The organism is Paraburkholderia sp. DD10 (assembly GCF_049177125.1).
GTDB lineage: Bacteria > Pseudomonadota > Gammaproteobacteria > Burkholderiales > Burkholderiaceae > Paraburkholderia > Paraburkholderia terricola.
The window spans coordinates 4048792-4068727 of the sequence record NZ_CP185393.1; the positions used below are offsets into that span (position 1 = coordinate 4048792).

17 protein-coding genes are annotated in these 19936 nt (G+C 65.6%); 11 read left to right on the forward strand and 6 right to left on the reverse strand.

Annotation, left to right across the window (positions count from 1 at the left end; genetic code table 11):
• Positions 1-84: 84 nt before the first annotated feature.
• The 4 genes from gmd to ACOCG7_RS33660 all read left to right on the forward strand — a co-directional run bounded on the left by gmd (position 85) and on the right by ACOCG7_RS33660 (position 4837).
• On the forward strand, positions 85-1203 hold the full coding sequence (gene gmd / locus ACOCG7_RS33645; RefSeq protein ID WP_083084487.1) for a GDP-mannose 4,6-dehydratase: 1119 nt from the start codon (positions 85-87) through the stop codon (positions 1201-1203).
• Positions 1204-1208: 5 nt separating this feature from the next.
• A complete protein-coding gene (locus ACOCG7_RS33650) occupies positions 1209-2165 on the forward strand; it encodes a GDP-L-fucose synthase family protein (RefSeq protein WP_073428293.1) in 957 nt (318 codons plus the stop codon).
• Positions 2166-2279: 114 nt separating this feature from the next.
• Positions 2280-3422 (forward strand): glycosyltransferase family 4 protein, encoded by a 1143-nt coding sequence (locus ACOCG7_RS33655; protein WP_073428142.1) that lies wholly within the window; start codon positions 2280-2282, stop codon positions 3420-3422.
• Positions 3423-3502: 80 nt separating this feature from the next.
• A complete protein-coding gene (locus ACOCG7_RS33660) occupies positions 3503-4837 on the forward strand; it encodes a glycosyltransferase WbuB (RefSeq protein ID WP_073428141.1) in 1335 nt (444 codons plus the stop codon).
• Positions 4838-4868: 31 nt separating this feature from the next.
• Here the strand turns inward: ACOCG7_RS33660 and ACOCG7_RS33665 are convergent, their stop codons facing one another.
• Positions 4869-5327 (reverse strand): hypothetical protein, encoded by a 459-nt coding sequence (locus ACOCG7_RS33665; protein WP_235004834.1) that lies wholly within the window; start codon positions 5325-5327, stop codon positions 4869-4871.
• 193 nt (positions 5328-5520) lie between these two features.
• On the opposite strand from ACOCG7_RS33665, the gene ACOCG7_RS33670 reads away from it, so the two are divergent.
• Both ACOCG7_RS33670 and ACOCG7_RS33675 read left to right on the forward strand, forming a co-directional pair.
• Entirely contained in the window at positions 5521-6141 is a 621-nt protein-coding gene (locus ACOCG7_RS33670) for a DapH/DapD/GlmU-related protein (protein ID WP_073428139.1), read from the forward strand.
• A gap of 165 nt (positions 6142-6306) precedes the next feature.
• Positions 6307-8046 carry an FAD-dependent oxidoreductase gene (locus tag ACOCG7_RS33675; RefSeq protein WP_073428138.1) on the forward strand — a complete coding sequence of 580 codons (1740 nt, stop codon included), beginning with the start codon at positions 6307-6309 and terminating at the stop codon, positions 8044-8046.
• Positions 8047-8216: 170 nt separating this feature from the next.
• On the opposite strand, the gene ACOCG7_RS33680 is transcribed toward ACOCG7_RS33675, so the two are convergent.
• Positions 8217-9431, reverse strand: a complete 1215-nt coding sequence (locus ACOCG7_RS33680; RefSeq protein WP_084561378.1) for a glycosyltransferase — start codon at positions 9429-9431, stop codon at positions 8217-8219.
• A complete protein-coding gene (locus tag ACOCG7_RS33685; RefSeq protein ID WP_073428137.1) occupies positions 9428-10915 on the reverse strand; it encodes a hypothetical protein in 1488 nt (495 codons plus the stop codon). Before ACOCG7_RS33685 ends, ACOCG7_RS33680 begins: the two co-directional genes overlap by 4 nt.
• Positions 10916-11198: 283 nt before the next feature.
• On the opposite strand from ACOCG7_RS33685, the gene ACOCG7_RS33690 reads away from it, so the two are divergent.
• On the forward strand, positions 11199-12347 hold the full coding sequence (locus ACOCG7_RS33690) for an acyltransferase family protein (protein WP_073428135.1): 1149 nt from the start codon (positions 11199-11201) through the stop codon (positions 12345-12347).
• 119 nt (positions 12348-12466) lie between these two features.
• On the opposite strand, the gene ACOCG7_RS33695 is transcribed toward ACOCG7_RS33690, so the two are convergent.
• On the reverse strand, positions 12467-13654 hold the full coding sequence (locus ACOCG7_RS33695) for a glycosyltransferase (protein ID WP_073428134.1): 1188 nt from the start codon (positions 13652-13654) through the stop codon (positions 12467-12469).
• A 341-nt stretch (positions 13655-13995) separates the two neighbouring features.
• Here ACOCG7_RS33695 and ACOCG7_RS33700 point away from each other — a divergent pair, with 341 nt between their 5' ends.
• Both ACOCG7_RS33700 and ACOCG7_RS33705 read left to right on the forward strand, forming a co-directional pair.
• On the forward strand, positions 13996-15249 hold the full coding sequence (locus tag ACOCG7_RS33700; protein ID WP_073428133.1) for an oligosaccharide flippase family protein: 1254 nt from the start codon (positions 13996-13998) through the stop codon (positions 15247-15249).
• Positions 15249-16325, forward strand: a complete 1077-nt coding sequence (locus tag ACOCG7_RS33705) for a glycosyltransferase family 4 protein (RefSeq protein WP_073428132.1) — start codon at positions 15249-15251, stop codon at positions 16323-16325. Before ACOCG7_RS33700 ends, ACOCG7_RS33705 begins: the two co-directional genes overlap by 1 nt.
• Positions 16326-16419: 94 nt before the next feature.
• Here ACOCG7_RS33705 and ACOCG7_RS33710 read toward each other — a convergent pair whose 3' ends face one another.
• Both ACOCG7_RS33710 and ACOCG7_RS33715 read right to left on the reverse strand, forming a co-directional pair.
• Positions 16420-17274, reverse strand: coding sequence for a hypothetical protein (locus tag ACOCG7_RS33710; RefSeq protein ID WP_244219960.1), 855 nt, complete (start codon positions 17272-17274; stop codon positions 16420-16422).
• A 279-nt stretch (positions 17275-17553) separates the two neighbouring features.
• A complete protein-coding gene (locus tag ACOCG7_RS33715; RefSeq protein ID WP_073428292.1) occupies positions 17554-18105 on the reverse strand; it encodes a hypothetical protein in 552 nt (183 codons plus the stop codon).
• 63 nt (positions 18106-18168) lie between these two features.
• Between ACOCG7_RS33715 and ACOCG7_RS33720 the strand changes: the two genes are divergently transcribed.
• Together ACOCG7_RS33720 and ACOCG7_RS33725 are read left to right on the forward strand one after the other, a co-directional pair.
• Positions 18169-18786: a hypothetical protein gene (locus tag ACOCG7_RS33720; protein WP_143031916.1), complete on the forward strand. Its 618-nt coding sequence runs from the start codon at positions 18169-18171 to the stop codon at positions 18784-18786.
• Positions 18761-19903, forward strand: coding sequence for a GNAT family N-acetyltransferase (locus ACOCG7_RS33725; protein WP_159442546.1), 1143 nt, complete (start codon positions 18761-18763; stop codon positions 19901-19903). The genes ACOCG7_RS33720 and ACOCG7_RS33725 overlap by 26 nt, the downstream gene beginning before the upstream one ends.
• The last annotated feature ends 33 nt before the right edge of the window (positions 19904-19936 follow it).

Here is a 19936-nt window from a genome sequence, read left to right on the forward strand (position 1 = left end):
CGGGGTCGGCCGTGTCGCGGTATGGGCATGGGGCATGGGGCATGGGTATTGGCATTACAACAAGCTCAACGAGGAGAACACTCAATGAAACGCAAGGTCGCGCTGATCACCGGCGTCACGGGACAGGATGGCTCCTACCTGGCCGAGCTGCTGCTCGCCAAGGATTACGACGTGCATGGCATCAAACGCAGGTCATCGCTGTTCAATACCGACCGGATCGATCACCTGTATCGCGATTCCCACGACCCGGAGCAGAGACTTTTTCTGCACCACGCGGATCTGACCGACTCGACCAGCCTGCTGCGCGTGATCCAGCGCGTCGAGCCCGACGAGATCTACAACCTCGCGGCGCAGAGCCACGTCGCGGTGTCGTTCGAGGAGCCGGAATACACGGCCAACGCCGACGGTCTCGGCGCCTTGCGGATTCTCGAGGCGATCCGCATTCTCGGGCTTCAGCAGAAGACGCGTTTTTACCAGGCGTCCACCTCGGAGCTGTACGGCCTCGTGCAGCAGGTGCCGCAATCGGAGACCACGCCGTTTTATCCGCGCAGCCCCTATGCGGTCGCCAAGCTGTTCGCGTACTGGACCACGGTCAATTACCGCGAAGCCTATGGCCTCTATGCGTGCAACGGCATTCTGTTCAATCACGAATCGCCCGTGCGCGGCGAGACTTTCGTGACGCGCAAGATCACCCGCGCGGTGGCGCGCATCGCGGTGGGCATGCAGAAGACGCTATATCTCGGCAATCTGTCGGCGCTGCGCGACTGGGGTCATGCGCGCGACTACGTGGAGATGCAGTGGCGCATGCTGCAACAGGAGCAGCCCGAGGATTACGTGATCGCGACCGGCGTGCAGTACAGCGTGCGTCAGTTCGTGCAGCATGCGGCCGCCGAACTGGGCGTCACCGTGCGGTTCGAAGGCACCGGCGTGGATGAGGTGGGCATCGTCGAAAAGGTGGAAGGGCGCGAGGTCAAGATGTCGCCGGGCGACGTGATCGTGCGTGTCGATCCGCGCTATTTCCGGCCCGCCGAAGTGGAGACGCTGCTGGGCGACCCGTCGAAGGCGCACGCGAGGCTCGGCTGGCGGCCCATCACGCCGTTCGGCACGCTCGTCAAGGAAATGGTGCGCGCCGATTATCAGATTGCACGACGTGACGCGCTCGTCACGCTGGCCGGATTCACGGCGCTGGAACATCACGAGTGAGCGCGATGAACAAACAGGCACGCATCTTCGTCGCGGGGCACCGCGGCATGGTCGGCTCCGCGCTCGTCAGGCGGCTCGCCGCCGAGGGTTATCCCAACGTCGTCACGCGTTCGCGGGCGGAACTCGATCTGATGGATCAGGCCGCCGTGAACCGCTTCTTCGAGGCGGAGCGGATCGACGTGGTGCTGCTCGCGGCGGCGCGCGTGGGCGGCATTCTCGCCAATGCGTCGCGGCCCGGCGAATTCATCTACGAAAACCTCGTGATCGAAACCAACGTGATCCACGCCGCGTATCGCGCCCGCGTGGAGCGGCTGGTGTTCTTCGGCTCGTCGTGCATCTATCCGAAGCAATGCCCGCAGCCGATTCGCGAGGAGTATCTGCTGACCTCGCCGCTCGAGCCCACCAACGACGCCTATGCGATCGCGAAGATCGCCGGCCTCAAGCTGTGCGAGGCGTACAACCGCGAATACAACACGCAATACGTCGCGTTGATGCCGACCAACCTGTACGGCCCCAACGACAACTACGACCTGAACAGCAGCCACGTGCTGCCCGCGCTGCTGCGCAAGGCGCACGAAGCCAGGCTGAACGGCGCGGCCAGTTTGACGGTGTGGGGCTCGGGCACGCCGCGCCGCGAATTCCTCCACGTCGACGATCTCGCCGCGGCCACGCTGTTCGTGCTCGAACACAACGTGACCGAGGGGCTCTTCAACGTCGGCGTCGGCGAGGACCTGTCGATTCGCGAGCTGGCCGAAGGCATCTGCAAGGTGGTCGGCTTCGAGGGCGAACTCGCGTTCGACGCCTCGAAACCCGACGGCACGCCGCGCAAGCTGCTCGACGTCTCGCGGCTTGCGCAAATGGGTTGGCGCGCGCGAATCGGCCTCGCGGAAGGCCTCGCATCCACGTATCGGCAATTCGTCGCAGCGCATGCCGGCTCGCTGCCCGCGACGCTGCAAGCCTAGGTGCGCGCCGTGCGAAGCGAGCTCAATTTCCGGCTGAGGACGCGCCTCGCGACGTTGTGGGGGCGCGGCGCGCGCACCGCGCGGAGAGACGATCTTTCGAGGAGCGGCATAAAAATGACAGCGTCAGTCACGATCTTTCACAACGTCGTGTGGTCGCGCCACAAGGGTGTCGTGTTTTCCGCCCTGCATAACATTTCGGCATCCGGGGCGATCCGCTATTCGATGGTGCAGATCGCGGACACGGAGCACGACCGCGTGGGTTTTTCCGATGTCGACTATTCGTACCACCGCTATCCGATGCAAAAGCTGTTCGACGGCTGCTACGAAGACGTGCCGACGCTGAAGATGATCGCGCGGCTCACGTGGGAAGTATTGCGGGCCAAGTCCGATTTGATCGTGCTGCCCGGCTATCACCGCCCCGAGTACTGGGCGATGCTGGCGGCGTGCATCGTCACCGGCAAGCGGCGCGCGGTGTTTTGCGATTCGACCGCGCGCGACCGGCCCAAGAAGCTGCTCACGTCGATCCCCAAGCGCGTGTTCTTTTCGCTCTGCGACGGCTATTTCGGTTTCGGCGAGCGCAGCCGCGAGTATCTGCTGTCGCTCGGCGCGAAACGCGACAAGATTTTCGTGCCCTGCCAGGCCGCCGCGCTGCCGGGTTCGTTTTCGCCGGAGCGCGCGCTGGTCGAACGGGTCGCCGCGCGTGCCGGCAATCCGCCCGTGTTCCTGTACGTCGGCCGTCTTTCGGAAGAGAAGGGCATCGGCACGCTGATCGAGGCGTTCGCCGGTTTGCGGCGGCGCGTTCCGGCGGCGCAACTGCGCATTGTCGGCACCGGGCCGATGGCCGACGCGCTGCACGCGAAGGTGGGCGAACTCGGGCTCGGTGAAGCGGTGATCTTCGCCGGCAGTTTGCAGGACGAGCCGCTCACGCAGGAGTATTACCGCGCCACCTGCATGGTGCTGCCGAGCCACAGCGAGCCGTGGGGCCTCGTCGTCAACGAGGCGCTCGCGCACGGCTGCCCGGCGGTGGTCAGCGAGAGTTGCGGCTGCGTGCCGGAACTGGTGATCGACGGCGTGAGCGGCTACGCGTTCATGGCGGGCGACGTCGCCGGCTTGCAACGCACGCTGTTGAAATCGATGGAAGCGTTCGCCGACGCCGCGGGCACCGCCCATCGTTGCATGGATGTGATTCGCCGTTTCGATCCGCCTTCCGCCGCCGCCAATATCGCCCGCGGCTGCGCCTTGATGTTGCGCGATTGACGTTGCGCGACGGATGGCACGCATGACCGCAAGACGCGAGCATTGCGCCCGCGGAGCCCTAACACGTTCTGGCAGTCACAATGAAGATCCTCATCTACGGTCTCAACTACGCGCCTGAGCTGACGGGAACGGGCAAGTACACGGCGGAAATGGCCGCACTTCTGACGAGCCGCGGCCACGAGGTCCGCGTGGTGTGCGCGCCGCCTTACTACCCGGAGTGGCGCGTCGCGGAGGGCTATGCAGGGTGGCGCTATCGGCGCGAAACGCGCGACGGCGTGGAACTGTGGCGCGCGCCGCTGTGGGTGCCGTCGCGCCCGAGCGGCGTCAAGCGGATGCTGCACCTCGCCACCTTCGCGGCGAGTTCGCTGCCGCTGCTCGCCTGGCAGGCGCTGTGGCGCCCCGACGCGGTGATGCTGATCGCGCCGACCTTGATGTGCGCGCCGGGCGCGCTGGCGCTTGCGCGCATGACGGGTGCGAGCGCGTGGCTGCATATCCAGGACTACGAGGTCGACGCGGCCTTCGAACTGGGTCTGCTGAAAAGCTCGCGCGCCGCGCGCGTGGCGCGCTGGGTCGAACGCGCGTTGCTGCGGCGCTTCGATGCCGTGTCGTCGATCACGCGGCAGATGAGTTCGCGCGCGGCGGCCAAGGGCGTGGATCGCTCGCGGGTGGTGTGCCTGCCCAACTGGGTCGACGTGTCCGCCGTTTTTCCGCTTGCGCGAGCGAGCGAATACCGGAGCTTGCTGGGCATTCCGGCCGGGCAGAAGGTGGTGCTGTACTCCGGCAACATGGGCGCGAAGCAGGGCATCGAAACGCTCGCCGACGCCGCCGCGTCGCTGGCCCGGCGCACCGATATCACGTTTGTTTTCTGCGGCAGCGGGGCCGCGAAAGAAAGTCTGTTCGAGCGTTGCGCGGGCTTGACCAACTGCATCTTCATGCCGCTGCAACCGGCGGAGCGTCTGAACGAACTGCTCAACCTCGCCGACATTCACGTGCTGCCGCAACGCGCGGACGCCGCCGATCTGATGATGCCGTCCAAGCTCACCGGCATGCTGGCGAGCGGCCGCGCGACGGTGGCGATGGCGCGCCGCGGCACCGCGCTTTATGAAGCGGTCGCGCCGCGCGGCGTGGTCGTGCCGCCCGATAACGTGAAGGCGCTGGCCACCGCGATCATGGCGCTGGCGAGCGACCCCGCACGCCGCGCCGCGCTCGGCAAGGCGGCACGCAGTTATGCGGAGCGCGCGCTGTCGCCGGAGTCGACCCTACGCACCTTCGAGGAGCGGCTCGCGATGCTCTCGCGCAAGTCACGCGGCAGGCGTGTGAAACGCGCCGCGCCGTCGTTCGCAGCGGGTCCGTCGAGCGCGGCGGTGCTGCGTCACGGCAAGCCCGCCACAGCGGAGGACGCCGCGCCGGAATGATCCGGCACGCGGCCCTGTCATGAAAGGCATATCACCACGGCGAACGATAGACGGGACGCTTGCCCGTCGCATACGGATCGGCGTAAGCGTTTCTCGCCGCGCCTTCGGGCAGCAGCGCTTCGGCGGCGTTCGCACGTCCCGGCCTGGCGGCGACGGGCACCTGGCCGGCTCGAGGCTTGCCCTTGCCGGGCGCCGGCTTGCCGCCTCCCAGCACGGTCATGCGTCGTTCGTCGAGCAAGGTTTGTTGCGCATCGCCGGCCTTGCCGAGCGGCGCGTCGTCGAGGCTGTATTGGCGCGGCGCGCCGAGCAGCTTCTGCTCGCGGTCCTGGTGCTTCGCGCGCCGGTTCGCCGGGGCTTGCGCGGCGCCGCCGTAGCCGGCGGCGGCCGCCGCGGGAGCGGGTCCGGCGGCGGGCGCGGCGTTCTGCGCGAAGACCGGCATGGCCGACGTTGCAATGGCGAGAAGCATCGAGATAACAGTGCGTCGAAGCATAAGGTCCATCGTATTCCCCAGCAGCAGGCAGTCGCGATACAGCTATCGTGCGCCAGGCGGCAGGCGGGCAACCGCCAAAACGCTTGCCCGCACGGCCAGCGTGCCGAGCCGGGGAACGAGCCGCAACATAATGCAGGCAATCCGGCGGCAAGCATGCACATGCGCGCCACCGCTGCCGACGGGGAGACAACTCATGGGTAAGGTCGCCGACGATCCGCGCATCGGCCGCAGGCCGCAAGCAGAAGCCGCGCGCGAGCCGGGCCGCGTGATCGATCTGAGCCTCGCGGGCAAGGGCAACTATCGCGCGAAGCGCGGCGTTCTGATCGAGCTGGTCTGGTTTGTCGTCGAAGCCTGCGTGATCAACAACAAGCTGCTGCCTTTCTCGTTCGTGCGCGTTGCGTTGCTGCGCCTGTTCGGCGCGAGGATCGGAACGGGCTGCCGGTTCGTGCATCCGTTGCGCGTGAAGGCGCCGTGGAATCTGCAAGTGGGCGATCAATGCTGGTTCGGCGTCGACGTGTGGATCTACAACCAGGCGCCGATTCGCATCGGATCGAATGTCTGCATTTCGCAGGGCACGTTCCTCAGCGCCGGCTCTCACGACATGAGCACGACGATGGATCTGCGCGTCGCGCCGATCGTGATCGAGGACGGCGTCTGGATCACGTCGAAATGCGTGGTGCAAATGGGTGTGACGATCGGCCGTTCAGCCGTGGTCACGCCGTTGTCGGTCGTGCACCGTTCGCTGGAACCGGAAGGCGTCTATGGAGGCAATCCTTGCCGCTTCATCCGCAAGCGTTTCGATTCCGTGAGCTGAACCACAGACTTAAAACCGCAGCGTCGATACGCTGAGGAGACCCAGGACGTGATCGCGGACAAGCCGTGCCCGGTCACGACATACACGTGATTGACTTGCAGTCGCCGGCCGGCGAGAGCCAGTCACGCACTCCAGAAACGCATGCATAAAGATCGGGAGCCGTGGATGTTCATCGATACTCGCACAGTCGAACCAAACACAGTCATTGAAACGACGGTCTGCATCATCGGCGCGGGGGTGGCCGGCATCACGCTTGCGCGTGAAATGTCGAAGGCCGGTGTGGATACCTGCATGCTCGAGAGCGGCGGATTCGGACCCGACGACGAAACCCGCGACCTGTATCGCGGGGAGAGCGTCGGGCTTCCCTATGCGTTCGCCGACGGTTCGCGCAGCCGCTACTTCGGCGGCAGCAGCAACTGCTGGGGCGGATGGTGCCGTCCGCTCGACCCGTGGGACTTCGAAAAGCGCGACTGGATCGCGCATAGCGGCTGGCCGTTTCGCCTCGACGAACTGGCGCCGTATTACGCGCGCACGCATGAACTGCTGAAACTCGGTCCGCAAAATTTCGACCCGGCGTACTGGGAGCGCGAGATCGGGCGCGATGACGTGCGGCGCATGCCGCTCGCCACCGGCGACATGCGCGATACCGTCGCGCAATTCAGTCCGCCCGTGCGCTTCGGCAAGGCGTATCGCGAGGAATTGTCGCGCTCGAAGCGGGTGCGCGTGTTTCTCTACGCGAACGTGCTGAATATCGACGCCGACGCTCAGGGCACGACGATTTCGCGGGTGCGCGTGGGCACCGTCAGCGGCCGCAGGATGACGGTGTCGGCGAGAATTTTCGTGCTGGCGACGGGCGGCATCGAGAATGCGCGCCTGCTGCTCGCCTCGAACAACGTGCAGGCCGCGGGCCTCGGCAACGCCAACGATCTGGTGGGCCGCTATTTCATGGATCATCCGCGAATGATGTCGGGCAAGGTGCGCTTTCGTCCGGGCATCGCGCGCAACAAGCTCTACGACATCAAGTATCACTATCAGAACGCGGCGGTCTCGGCGCACGGCACGAAGATCTCCTCGCAGTTCGCGCCGAAGCAGGAACTGATGGAGCGCGAGAAGCTGCTGAATTCGCGCGTGTGGCTCTATTCGCGCTGGTACGGCGAAGGCAGCGCGGGCTCCGAGGCGCTGATCCGCTGCAAGGAAGCGCTGCTGCAGAAAGATCAGCCGGGCCGCAGCCTGAAGGCGGACATCGCGACCATGGCGATGCACCCGATGCAAACGGTCGGTTACGGCCTGACGCGTCTTTTGCAGTGGCCGGCGCTGATCACCGGCGTGACGCTGCAGGCGATCGTCGAGGCGGTGCCCGATCCCGATAGCCGGGTCACGTTGTCGGCCGATCAACGCGACCGCTTCGGCATGCCGCGCGTGAGAGTGGCGTGGCGTCTCGGCGAACAGGTGCAGCGCACCTTCGACAGAACCTTCGCGCTGCTCGCGCAGGAGTTGCAGATGGCCGGCATCGCGGACGTCGAGCTCGATGCGCCGCTCGAAGGCCGGCCGTGGCCCGCGAAGCTGGAGGGCACCTGGCATCACATGGGCACGACGCGCATGCACGATTCGCCGCGCGAGGGCGTGGTCGATCGCGATTGCAAGGTGCACGGCATCAGCAATCTGTATGTGGGCGGCAGTTCGGTGTTTCCGACCGTGGGCGCGAATTTCCCGACCATCACAATTGCCGCGCTGGCGCTGCGTCTCGCGGGGCATCTGGTGCGGCAGCTCGATGTGCCGGACGTCATCAGCACGACGCGGGCCGAAGCCGCGAACAGCAGCTTGACGTCGGTTCACGCAGCACCGGAAGTCGACACGCTGCCGATCGCGGCCGCCACGTTGACGCCGTTGATGAAGGAGCAGTGAGGCGCGAAGGAAGCCGTTGATGGCGCGTCATTGACGCGCCATCAACGTTTCCGGGGGACTGCTGCGAGATTCGATGAGGCGAGGCAAGCTCGCGTGAATTAGCGGATCAGCGGATCAGCGGATCAGCGGATCAGCGGATCAGCGGATCAGCGGATCAGCGGATCAGCGGATCAGCGGCTCGGCTGCGTGGCTTCGTGCAGCGCGGCGAGCGGGTTGTCGCGCACGTCCTCGGGGCCGCCGCGGGTTTCGAGCAGGGCGGTCAACGCGCTGACCATCGTTTCGATCCTGAAGCGCGCATTGAACGTGCGGACCGCCTGGGCGCGCATGGCCTCGCGCGCCGCGTCGTCGAGTTCGAGCCAGCGCAGCAGATTCTTTTCCGTTCCCGCTACCGTGTCGGCGGCGACCATGCCGGCGCCGTCCGCCTCGATTTCGCGCCATACGTTGACCTTGTCGGAGATCAGCGCCGGCAGTCCACAGCCGAGCGCCTCCGCCACCGCCACGCCGAAGTTCTCCTGATGCGACGGCAGCGCGAACACGTCGCTTGCGTGAAAAGCGCCCCACTTCAGGTCGCCTTGCAGCATGCCGGGAAGACTCACGCGCTGCGCGATGCCCGCCGCCTCGGCCTGGGCGCGCAGCGTCGCGACCCAGCCGGTTTCGTCCGGGCCGGCGATCACGAGGTGCAAGGCCTGATCGCGGCTGGCGATGCGCGCGAACGCGTCGATCAGCAGATCGCAGCCTTTCTTCGCATGCACGCGGCCGAGAAACAGGACGATGCGCTTGCCGCGCAGGCCGGGCACGGCGGTGAGGAACGCTTCGCGCAGCGGCTGCGGGTCTAGCGAGGGCACGGTGGTGCCGAACGGCACGATCCGTTCACGCGCGCGATACAGCCAGAACGATTGGCGCGCCCGCGTGCGCTCTTCTTCCGTCGTGAAGATGACGGCGCGCGCGTCGCGCAGCACGCGGTACTCGGCCCACGGCCAGTACAGCCACTTCTTCAGATGCTTGAGCGGATACGCTTCCTTGAACCACGGATCGAGCATGCCGTGCGCGTACACGTAATACGGCACCTCGCTTTTGCGCAACGCCTTCCAGGCGGCGAGGCCGTGGTACTGCCACAGGCCGTGCACGATGACCGCGTCGAAGCGGCCAGCGTTCGCGGCGAGCCACGGCGCGAGCCGCTTGCAATAGCTGTAGCGGCTGCGGGTCGGGCCGAACACGTGCACCGGAAACGGAAACGCCGCGAGGTAGGCGTCGCCGGGCGCATCGCAGGTGGCGACTTCGATCTCGTGTCCGGCGTCCCGCATCGCCATGCCGCTGCGGCGAACGCCTTCAACCGGACCGCCGGCGCGTGGATCGACGCTTGCAAGCAGGTGGAGAATTTTCATCGGGCGATAGTCGGTCGGTTGGAGCGTTGCGTGGGCGACGTGCGCGACACCAGCGCGCCGAATTCGCTCGCGCCGTGCGTTGCCGAACGCGATACGCCGAGCGTGGTCGCGAGATCGGCGCGGCCCATGCCGGGTTGGATTCGTCCGGGCAGGTCAGGCGGCGTGGCGAGGCGCATCAGCGGCGGCTTGCGCACGCGTTTCGCGCGCGCCGGCAGCGCGCGTTGCAGGCGCGCGTGCGTGGCGATCATCAAGCCCAGGCCGATGCCGAAGATCAGCCCGGAAAAACGCGGCCCGAGCGGATTGCCGCCGATCGACGTCGCGGGCAACGCGGCGAACAGCATGATGGCGCGTCCGAGCACCGGCAGCATCGGCGCGTCCGGCACGACCGAGCGCCAGTAGCGATATGACAGGAAGCAGATCACGAGCGCGGCAAGCGACGCCAGCGGCATGCCGATGCCGAACAGCAGCCCGCCCGCGAAGAATTGATAGACCCAGAAGTTATGGCCCGCGGCCCATTCGTTGATCGCGTAAAAGTCTTTCTCGCTCATCTGGCCCGCGAGGTCCGGCAGGTAGGCGGGCGAGTAGCGGTAGTAGTGGCCGTAGCCTTCGCCGAACAGCAGCGTTTCCGGCGACGCCGTCACCTGGTCGAACTGGTCGCGCATTTCGGCGAGACGGGTGATGGTGGTCGGGTCCTTGCCGGAGACGGTTTCCTTGGAGGCGAAAATGCGCTGAGCCCAATGTTCCGCCACGGTCGGCATGCTCAGTACCGCGATGCCGGCCACGCCGGCCAGCAGCACGCCCGCCACCATGCCGCGGCCGACCGCGCGCCAGATCTGCCGAATCGACGGCGCGCTCAGCGCCATTGCGATCACGAACAGCAGCGCGGTGCCGACCAGCAGACTGCGGGTCACGCTCAGCAATTCGATGACGATGCTCGTGGCGAACACCGCGACCGTGACGAAGCTGAAGCGCCGCGCGACGACGAATTCATGCAGCAGCACGCCTTGCAAGCCGAGCAGCGTGACGGAGATGATGCGATAGCGCACGTCCTCGAGGCCGCCGCCGGTCGCCATGCCATAGCCGAAGGTGAAGGCGAGGCTGACCACGTTCGCGACGAACACGGCTTTCTCGAACTGCGCGATTCTGAACTCGCTCCACGGCCGGCACGCGACGAGATAGCCGAGCATGAAGAGCCCGAACGGCAGCAGCACGCGCAGGTAATTGCCGGTGTCGTTGTCCTGAACCAGTTGAGCGACGACGCTGCCGAGCACGCAGAGCAGCACGCTCGCGGTGACGGCCGAGCGCAGCCGCGAGCGCTCGTGAAAGCGCGGCGCGATCAATGCGAGGGCGAGGCCCGCGGCGATCGCGGGCAGAACGAAGACGAACTGGGCGAAGTGGCCCGTGTTCGCATCGGTGGCCTTGTAGTCCAGCGCAAGCGGTAAGACGAAAAACCATATCCAGGGCGTTGCGTACTGATGGCGCATTGCTTGATTCCTCCCCGTCGCCGTCGATTCGCCGTCGGTCTGCTGCTAACGGTCTCACATCGGTTCATTGTGCGGGAATATCCCCGCCTGCCAATTGGCGTGGCCGGTTTCGTCGCCCATTGCCTGGGTTCTGGCGACAGTGGCAAGGGCGCGCTCTGCAAGACCCGCGCACGCTTTCCGATCTTGTCGGCCAATGCCTTGATGTTGGCGCGCACGCACGGCTAGCGCCACCGAAGATGCAGAAAGGGACATGCGCCCGCGACAGGCGAGAGGAGAGAACAAGATGAAATTATTCGGCGGGGCGGGGCCTTCCAAAGCAGGGCGATCGATCGAACTCGACTTCGTTCGCGGCATCGCGATCATCGCGGTGATGGGCTATCACTTTCATGCGGTGCAGACCGGCAATGTGCTGATTCAGATCATCGAATATCCGTTGAAGAACTTCGGGCGCGAAGGCGTGAACCTGTTCTTCACGCTCAGCGGTTTTCTGGTGGGCGGCCTGCTGCTTCGACAGTATGCGGAAACCGGTCATGTCGACGCGCGGCGCTTCATCATCCGGCGGATTTTCCGCATCTGGCCCGCGTATTACGTGCTGCTCGCGTTTCATCTGCTGGTCGCGCGGCATCCGTGGAACACGTTCCTGTTCCAGAACCTCGCGCACTTGCAGAACTACCTGGGGACGTCGATCACGCAGACCTGGAGTCTCGCGGTGGAGGAACACTTTTATCTCGTGCTGCCCGCGTTGCTGTTGCTGTTCGCGCGCTGGCGGCTCGGCGCATGGACGATCGTCGGCGTGCTCACCGGCATTTGCGCGGTGGTGCTCACCGCGCGCTGCTTCGCGGTCGCGGACGGCAATCTCGAAGGCGCCTTCGCGTACACGCAATATCGGATCGACAGTCTGCTGGTGGGCGTGATTCTCTCCGCGATCTACTGGATGAAGCCGGGCGTCTACCATCAACTCGCGAAACGCAAATGGCTGCTGATCGCAAGCATCGTGCTGCTGTGCGCATGGCTCGCGTTCGCGACGAAGAACCTGGCGCTCGACGAAAGCATCGGCTACACGATCCAGGCGATCGGGTTCGCCGCGTTGATCGTATTCGTGCTGGAGTATTCCGGGTCGCTGCGTTCGTCGTGGCTCTATCGCGGGGTCGCCTGGATCGGCCTCTATTCCTACGGCATTTACCTGTGGCATTCGCTGGCGCTGGCGCCCGGCGACATGCTGATTCGCAAGGTGAGCGCACTCGGCCTCGCACCGAGCCTGATCTGGATCGTGGCGCTCACGTTCCAGTTCGCGCTGGCGATCGCGATCGGCTATGTGACCACGCGCGCGATCGAGTATCCGTTCCTGATGATGCGCAACGCGCTGTTCCCGGAAAAACGCAACAGTTCGGTGCGCGAGGAAGTGCCCGTGGCCGGTGGGCAATTGTCTTGAGTCGACGGTGGTGGGTGGTGGCGCGGCCGGCTGCGCTAGCGCGCCGACCGCCGCGCGGCTTGGACGCTTCGCCTGACCGTGTGCGGGGCAACGCCTTTGCCGCCCCGCCCGCTGTGCGATCACGCCATCTGTTGCAGCAGGGTCTGCTTGAATTGCCCCAGCGTATGCCGTGACAGCAGATCCTCCCGCGCGGACGCAACGGCCTCGCGCGCATGCGGCCACGAGGTCAGCGTCTCGGTGATCGCGCGGCCGATCGACGCGGAGCTGAGATCGCTCAGGATCGGTCCCAGTTCGCAGCGCCGGCTGAACCAGCCGATCAAGCCGTCCTCCGTGGCGATGACCGGCTTGCCGAAGCGGTAGGCCTGCACCAGCACGCCGCTCATGCCGTAGTGCCCCTTGTAGCCGAGCCACACCGCGTCGCACGCCGAGAACAGATCGCGCTCGACGTCGTTCGAGATGAAGGCGTCGAGCACCAGCGGCGGCGGCGTGAGGCTGCGCACGTGATTGCGCATGAAGTGGCGCGTGCCCGCGTCCTGCTCGCCGGCGACGATCAGCGTGGGCGCATGTTCGAGACGCGTCAGCGCGTGCACCAGTTCGTAAATGCCCTTGCGTTCGGTGATCGCGCCGTATACCAGCAGATAGCGTTGCGCGGGGTCCAGTCCGAGCCGCTCGCGAGCGAGCACCGGGTTCTCTGCGCGCTCGTCGGGAAACGGGTCGGCGACGTAGGCGACCGTCGCGCCGGCCAGCGAATGACGCGCCGCCCATTCCGGCAAGGTGGGGTCGATGGTCAGCAGCGTGCGCAGTCCGGTGCAGCGTACCGCGCGCTTGAAGAGCCGCGCCTTGAGCGCATTGACGAGCGGGCGATCGGGCGCCTTAATGCCGACCTCGTGATGATGGAACGTCGCGCGCATCGTGATGCCGATCCAGGGCGTCTGGCCGAACGGCGAGCCGAGAAACGGCAACGCATGGAAAAAGTAGTCGACATACGGCACGACCACGAGCCGGATCTTCTGCATGCGGCTGATGATCGTATGCACGCGCTTGAAATAGCGGTGAAAGCGCCAGTACTGGTTACGTTCGAACGGACGCCCGCGGCGCGGGGCTTCGGGATCGACGAAGGCGATCTGCTGATCGGGACGGTTGGCGGCCCTGATCTGCCTCGCGAGCCGGTGATCCTCGTTGGCGCATACGGTCACGAGAAGGCACGGATAGCCGGCCTCCTCGCAAGCCTGCATGGTCCACTCGACATAGCGCCACCGATGGCCGGTGAGATTGGGCTCGACAATCAGGACGTAGTCTTGTTCCATCGTTCGGTAGGCCGTGTGCGTGGTGGAAAAAATGCCCGGACGCCGGCTGTCTCGCGGCGCTGGCGCAACAACGTTAGCATCGCCGGCACGCGCGGACCCAGTCAATTTGACCCGCTTTGTGCGTCAACGTACCGGAGCGCGACGGCTTCGGCTGAACCGCGCTAGCTGATGGCGGTTGTCGCCGATTGTCTCGCGGTAAGGTCGTGCATGCAGTGCAATGAAAAATTCGCCAGCTTACTGGCGCGACCTAACTAACCATGCGCCGGCGGCGTGCGCAGCGATGCGTGGAATCGCTGCGCGCGGACCGATCCAACGGCGTGTCGATTCGACGGAGAGACAGCTTGCGGGCGAACAGGCTTCCGGCGTTCTCGGTAGCGGGCAGCTTCGGCGCGAGTGCGGCGACGTGGGTGCTGCTGCAGCAGTTCGCCGTGCGCGGCCTGGTGGCCGTCAAATTCCTCGCGATCGGCCGGATGCTCGGACCGGAAGCGATCGGCAGCGTGAGCGTGGCCCTGCTCGCGGTGGCGATTGCCGAGGCGCTGTCGGATACCGGCCTCGCGCAAGCGGTCATTCAGGGCGAACACGCGCCGACGCGCTCGCAACTCAGCGCGGTATGGACGACGCTGACCGCGCGCGGCGTGCTCATTTCGTTGCTGCTGGTCGCGCTCGCGCCGTTGCTGAACAGCCAGTTCCATCTCGACGGTTCACTCGTGCTGCTGCAACTCGCGGCGCTGCTGCCGTTGTTGCGCGGTCTCGCGTCGCCCACTTACTACGTCGTGCAGCGCGAGCGGCGCTTCCAGCATATCGCGGGTGTGGAAGTGGCGGCCGCCTTCGTCGATTGCTCGGTCGGCCTCGCGCTCGCCTATGGCGGCGTGGGCGCGGTTTCGGTGCTGCTCGGCCTGGTGGCCGGCGAAACCCTGAAAAGCGCGCTGACCTGGCTGACGATGACGCCGCGTCCGCCGCTACGCGTGGTGTGGTCGGGCATCGGCCAGTATGTCGGTTTCAGCCGCTGGATCTGGGCGAGCAGCGTGATTAATCTGCTGCTCAACCAGTTCGACAAGGTGGTGGTCGGCAAGCTGCTCGGCCCGGCGCAACTGGGCAGCTATCAGATGTCGTCGCGGCTCGCGCAGATGCTGCTCGCCGACGCCGCGATCGCCATGTCGCAATACCTGTTTCCCACCTTCGCGGCGCATCATCGCAGGAATCCGCAGGGTGCCGCGCGGCTCATCAAGGTCTATCTGCTGGCGGTCGCGGTCGGCCTCGCGGTGTTCGTCGAGGCGCTGCGGCTGGTCGCCGAGCCGCTCTTCTCGCTGCTGCTCGGCGCGGCGTGGCTGCCCGCGGTGCCGCTCTTCAGGATCCTGGTGATCAACATGGCGATCGGCGCGCTGATCGCCGTACTGGTCGCTTATCTGCGCGCGGTGGGCGACGCGAAGGCGACCGTGCATGCCTCGGCGATCCAGGTGGTCGTGTTGCTGGCGAGCGCGCCGCCCGCGGTTCATTGGTGGGGCGTCACGGGCATTGCCTGGTCGATGACCTTGGGGCTCGGCTGTGCCGCGGCCTGGATGCTGTTCAGGACGCTGACTGCAAGGACTTCGTGATGCGTGTCTTTCATCTGGTTCTGGCGCCGCGCCTGTCGGGCGCCGAAGTGCTCGCGAAGGATCTCGCCATCGACCAATGCGCGGACGGCATGGCGGTATGCGTGGCCTCGCTCATGCCCGTGCACGCCGACTTCGTGCCCTTGCAGAACGAACTGGAGGGGCACGGCGTGCAGTGCTGGTTCCCGGCGCGGCGCCATCGCGCGGCTCGCAAGCTGTGGAATCTGCTGGTCGCGGTGCGGCGCTTTCGTCCTGATGTGATCTTCGCGCATGCCACCATTCCGTCGTTTTACGCCCGCGCGTTGCCGTTGCGCGTGCCGGTCGTCTACGTCATGCACTCGGCGACCAACGACTTCGAGCGCCCGTTGTTCCGGCGCATCGAGCATGTGCTGTCGGGACGCGCGCGGGTGGTGATCGGCGTCTCGCAGCAAGGCCTGACCGACTACGTGCAGGCGATCGGGCCGCATCCCGCGATGACGGTGGTGCCGAACGGCGTGGACCTCGCGCGCTTTGCCTTTACCGACGGCGTGGAAAGTGGCGGACGCGCGCCGCAGATCGTGCAGATCGGCCGCTATGCGTCGGTGAAGAATCAGCTTCTCACCGTGCGGGCCTTCAGCGAAGTGCTCAAACGGGTGGACGACGCGCGCCTCGTGTTGTACGGCGTCGTCGAGGACCCCGACTATCAGCGCGCGGTGATCGAACTGGCGAAACAACTGGGCGTGGCGGAACGTGTCGTGGTGGCCGGCCCGCGCACCGACATCGCCACCGTGTTGTCGGAGTCGAACGTGTTCGTCATGCCGTCGCGCTCCGAGGCGCATAGCGTGGCGTTTCTCGAGGCGCTCGCTTCCGGCGTGCCGATCGTCGCGAGCCGGATTCCGTCGTTTGCCTTCGCGAACGGCTTTCCGGGCGTGCAACTGGTCGATACCGACGACGTGCAGTGCTATGCCAATGCGGTCATCGTTGCATTGGGGCAAGCGCGAGCGCAGCGTTCGCTCGTCGGCCTGACGCTCAGGGATACCGCCGCGCGCTACCGGGCGATCGCGCAACAGGTGTGTCTCGCCGCCGTCTCGGCCCGTTAGCGCGCATCACGCGTGAGTGCGGCCGCATGGTCTTTCGGCGGCGCGATGAGTGATGGGCCAAGCCGTGCAATACCTCGCTCGATGCCGCGTGTCGTCAATGATGGTTGCTCGGGGAGCGAATCTCCAGCGTGGGCTCCACGGCGGGCTCGGCGGGCGGCGTGTTCTCGAACGCGGACTCGTGCATCGCGAGCGTGGCGAGCCGCTGCGCTTCCTTGCTGCTGGAGTCGACTTGCAGCGCGTTGCTGGCGTTGCGCCACATGCATGCCCATCGCGAGACATAGCCGCAGGCGCGCGCGAGATTCAGGAGCGCGTCGCGCTGCTGCTCGCGTGTGTTCACGGCCGTGCGCAGGTTCAGGGCGTCGCGGTTGGCCGGCTGTGCGGCGACGGCCGCCGCGAGGCGCGCTTTCGTCGCCGATAGATTGTTCTGTTCCAGACTCGCGCGCGCGGCCTTGAGATGTCTCGACACATCCGTGCGGGGTTTGTCCGGTTGATCGTTCGTTTTCGTGCTGGGCGTGCGCTGAGGCGGCGGCATGGCGGCTATCGCGGGCGCGGCGGCGATGACGCGGCGCGCGGGCGGCGACGGTGGCGGCGGTGGTGACGCGACCTGCGGCGAAACCGGCGGCGGCCGCACGGGCACCGCGCGCGCGGCAGCGGGCTGCTGGGCGATGACGACGGACGGCCGGGCAGCGGCAATCGGCGCTTTGGCGGCTTGCATCGTCACCTTGCCGGACACGACGATTGGCGTTCCGACGCTCGAATCGTCGCCGTGGATGAAACCCAGGTACACCGCGGACGCCACCACCAGCGCCGAGGCGCTGATCGCAACGGGCTCGCGCAGTCTCTGATACGCGGACAACGCGACCACGGGCTCTTCCGCGATGTCGTACGGATTGACCAGCGCGCGCGACGCGGGACGCCAGATGCCGCGCGCCGGCAGCGGGGTGGTCACGATCGGCGAGCTATCGTGCAGCGGAACGTTCAGGGAGCGTGGCGGCGCAAAGCGCGAGTCGAGCGAGTCGAGCGAGTCGGCCGCGCGCGTGTGGCACGAAGGGCATCGTGTGAAACGCCCGGCTAGCGGTGCACCGCAGTGTCCGCATTGGCGAGAATCGCGTTGATCGGAAGTCATGTCGCTAAGCATTGCCGTGTCGCAAACGGGCGTCGAAGGCCGGCGCCGCAACTAGAGAACAAGGCACCGCAACGAGGCTTGCATGTCGGGCTATTGCGGAGGTCACTGCGCAACGACGTAACCCCGAGCTTGCATGCACGCGCCGTACGCGGCCCAATACTGTGTCATCGGCGGTTCCGGTGCCGGCAGCGGCGGCAGTTTCACGTTGGACGCCGCAGTCGTTGGCGGCGCGCTGGCCGCGGTTGTCTCCGAGGCGCCGTCGTTCGCGTCGGCCGCGGCGCTCGTAGCCGGGGCGCTTGCGGTGGTGGCGCTCGCCGCCCTGGTGGTCGAAGCCGGTGTTGCCGTTGCCGCGCTCGCGGCGGACGGCATGCTCGCGCCCATCGGCGAGGACGAAAAGCTGCTGGAAGGCAACGGCGGCCGCGATGGCGCGCCGGTCGACGAGGACTTGGCGGCGGGCGGTTTGCGCGGCGGAATCTGCGGTTCGCGAGCGATGTTGACCTTGGTCTGCCTGTTCGCCGCCGCGAAGCATAGTGCGTTGTCGACGCTGCGCTGGTACGCGCTCTGACTTCGGATCGGATAGGTGAGCGGTTGCCACCCGAAGGCGCCACTGCTGAACACCATTATCGTCAGTACGGTATATGTTCTGATTCTCATCGCAGTCGCTCCCGCAGCGATGTTTCGCCGTTCGCAGGCAATCGCACTTCGCGGCGTGTTCTGATGGCTGTCGATTCTGCCGCTGAACGGCGGCTCATGACCGCGAAGGCTGCTTTCTTCAGCGTAACACTGCGCCTTGCCGGCGCGACGCGCTGCATAGCGCGAGAAAACGCCATCCTGCAGTCGAATCACGACATATTTGCGCAAACAGGTGGACAGGTTGGTGATCCGTACGGGCAATCCCTGGCGCGGTTGTCCGCCGACGATGCCGGTATTGCGCAACCGTCGCCGGCATGCCGCGCGAACGCGATCGGCACTTTCATCGCCACGTTGTGCGGTACGCCGCACAACGAACGACGGCAACAGGAGATGATCGACCTCGAAGACATCGGCAAGCGGTTCGTCACGCTGTTGCGCGTCCGGGGTCGACGCACACGACGCACGTATCGCTTGATCGTTGCCAGTTGCCTGATAGTTGATAACCGTGCAATCACAAGTCACGGTCTGCTTCGCGCAAGCAGTCTTTCGTCCCTTGCCGGGGACGAATGCAGAGGCGATCCAGGAACCACTGACCGGAGCCAAAATGGACCTTACTGCGCGAACAAAAATACAGAGCGCGGCTCATTCTTTCTTTCACACGCATCGCCAAAATACGATGACGGCGGACGCCATATCGTTTGACGTCGTCGACGATATCGAGCGCTTTCGTGCGCTTCAACGCGAGTGGGACGATCTCTGGCGTCTTGCCGACGGGCAGTTTTTCCAATCCTTTGCTTTTTGCCATGCCAGCCTGATCGCCGAGGAAAAGGGTTCGCGACGGAAGCTTCACTGCGTCACTGGACGGCAAAACGGCCGCCTTGTTTTCGTGTGGCCGCTTGTTACCTACTGGAATAGTGTCTGGAAGTATGCCGCGCCGCTCGCGCCGCGGAACCGCTCGCCCAGTGACATCCTCGTTGCGCCGGAATGCGGCAGCGAGCCACTCGTGAAGTTAGCGTGGGATGCGGCGCTCAAGTCGACGGGTGCGGATATCGTGGAGTTGTGGCGCGTCCGTTCGAGCTCGCTGCTATGCCGGTGCGCGACGACGTACGCCGCGACCCGTCGAACACAGATCGAGCCGACATACTATGCGTCGCTGCGCGGCCTGGAAGATTGGGAGGCGTTTTGCCGCTCGCGGCCGGGACGGAGTAAACACCCGGACTATCTGAAGCGAAAGCTTGCCAAGCATATTGATTTCAACCTCGAAGTACTCGATCGGAACGACGCCCGGACCTCCTCCGTGGTGAACTGGCTCGTCTCCCATAAGCGCGAGTGGGCGCACGTCAAGGACATCGACAGTCAGTGGGTCTTTTCCGAATCCAGTGACAAGTTCTGGGGCGATCTGATGTTGAACAGGACATACGAAGCCGGTGTAATGCGTGTATTCGTACTCTGGCATCAGCAGCGACCCATTGCAGCCCTGATCGTGGCAGTGGGTGCGAAAAGGGTGGACTTCCTGACCGTCACCTACGATATGGAGCTTGCGAAGTTATCGCCCGGTACGGTTCTTCTGGACGAAGGCGTGAAATGGGCATTCGAGCATGGACTCGATGTCGATTTCACGCCCGGAAGTGAGCCGTACAAGGTGTCGTGGAGCGGGCGTGCGTCATACACGACTTCATCGTTCCTCGTTTTGCCGACCACGTGGGGGTTGATGGGCTACAGGGCAAAGATGGCCGCGAAAAAGCTTCAGGGCATGATGGGGCGCGCCGTCAGCCTGCTTTCGTCGCGGCATGCCGAGGTGGATCGCACGGGCGGATGAGTGCGGGGGAGGGTTGTGATTGCCGAGACGTTC

Bases quoted from the DNA above. Each gene is read 5' to 3' on its own strand.
- gmd (WP_083084487.1), top strand. From the start codon at position 85: ATGAAACGCAAGGTCGCGCTGATCACCGGCGTCACGGGACAGGATGGC.
- ACOCG7_RS33650 (WP_073428293.1), top strand. From the start codon at position 1,209: ATGAACAAACAGGCACGCATCTTCGTCGCGGGGCACCGCGGCATGGTC.
- ACOCG7_RS33655 (WP_073428142.1), top strand. From the start codon at position 2,280: ATGACAGCGTCAGTCACGATCTTTCACAACGTCGTGTGGTCGCGCCAC.
- ACOCG7_RS33660 (WP_073428141.1), top strand. From the start codon at position 3,503: ATGAAGATCCTCATCTACGGTCTCAACTACGCGCCTGAGCTGACGGGA.
- ACOCG7_RS33665 (WP_235004834.1), bottom strand. From the start codon at position 5,327: ATGCTTCGACGCACTGTTATCTCGATGCTTCTCGCCATTGCAACGTCG.
- ACOCG7_RS33670 (WP_073428139.1), top strand. From the start codon at position 5,521: ATGGGTAAGGTCGCCGACGATCCGCGCATCGGCCGCAGGCCGCAAGCA.
- ACOCG7_RS33675 (WP_073428138.1), top strand. From the start codon at position 6,307: ATGTTCATCGATACTCGCACAGTCGAACCAAACACAGTCATTGAAACG.
- ACOCG7_RS33680 (WP_084561378.1), bottom strand. From the start codon at position 9,431: ATGAAAATTCTCCACCTGCTTGCAAGCGTCGATCCACGCGCCGGCGGT.
- ACOCG7_RS33685 (WP_073428137.1), bottom strand. From the start codon at position 10,915: ATGCGCCATCAGTACGCAACGCCCTGGATATGGTTTTTCGTCTTACCG.
- ACOCG7_RS33690 (WP_073428135.1), top strand. From the start codon at position 11,199: ATGAAATTATTCGGCGGGGCGGGGCCTTCCAAAGCAGGGCGATCGATC.
- ACOCG7_RS33695 (WP_073428134.1), bottom strand. From the start codon at position 13,654: ATGGAACAAGACTACGTCCTGATTGTCGAGCCCAATCTCACCGGCCAT.
- ACOCG7_RS33705 (WP_073428132.1), top strand. From the start codon at position 15,249: ATGCGTGTCTTTCATCTGGTTCTGGCGCCGCGCCTGTCGGGCGCCGAA.
- ACOCG7_RS33715 (WP_073428292.1), bottom strand. From the start codon at position 18,105: ATGAGAATCAGAACATATACCGTACTGACGATAATGGTGTTCAGCAGT.
- ACOCG7_RS33720 (WP_143031916.1), top strand. From the start codon at position 18,169: ATGGCTGTCGATTCTGCCGCTGAACGGCGGCTCATGACCGCGAAGGCT.
- ACOCG7_RS33725 (WP_159442546.1), top strand. From the start codon at position 18,761: ATGACGGCGGACGCCATATCGTTTGACGTCGTCGACGATATCGAGCGC.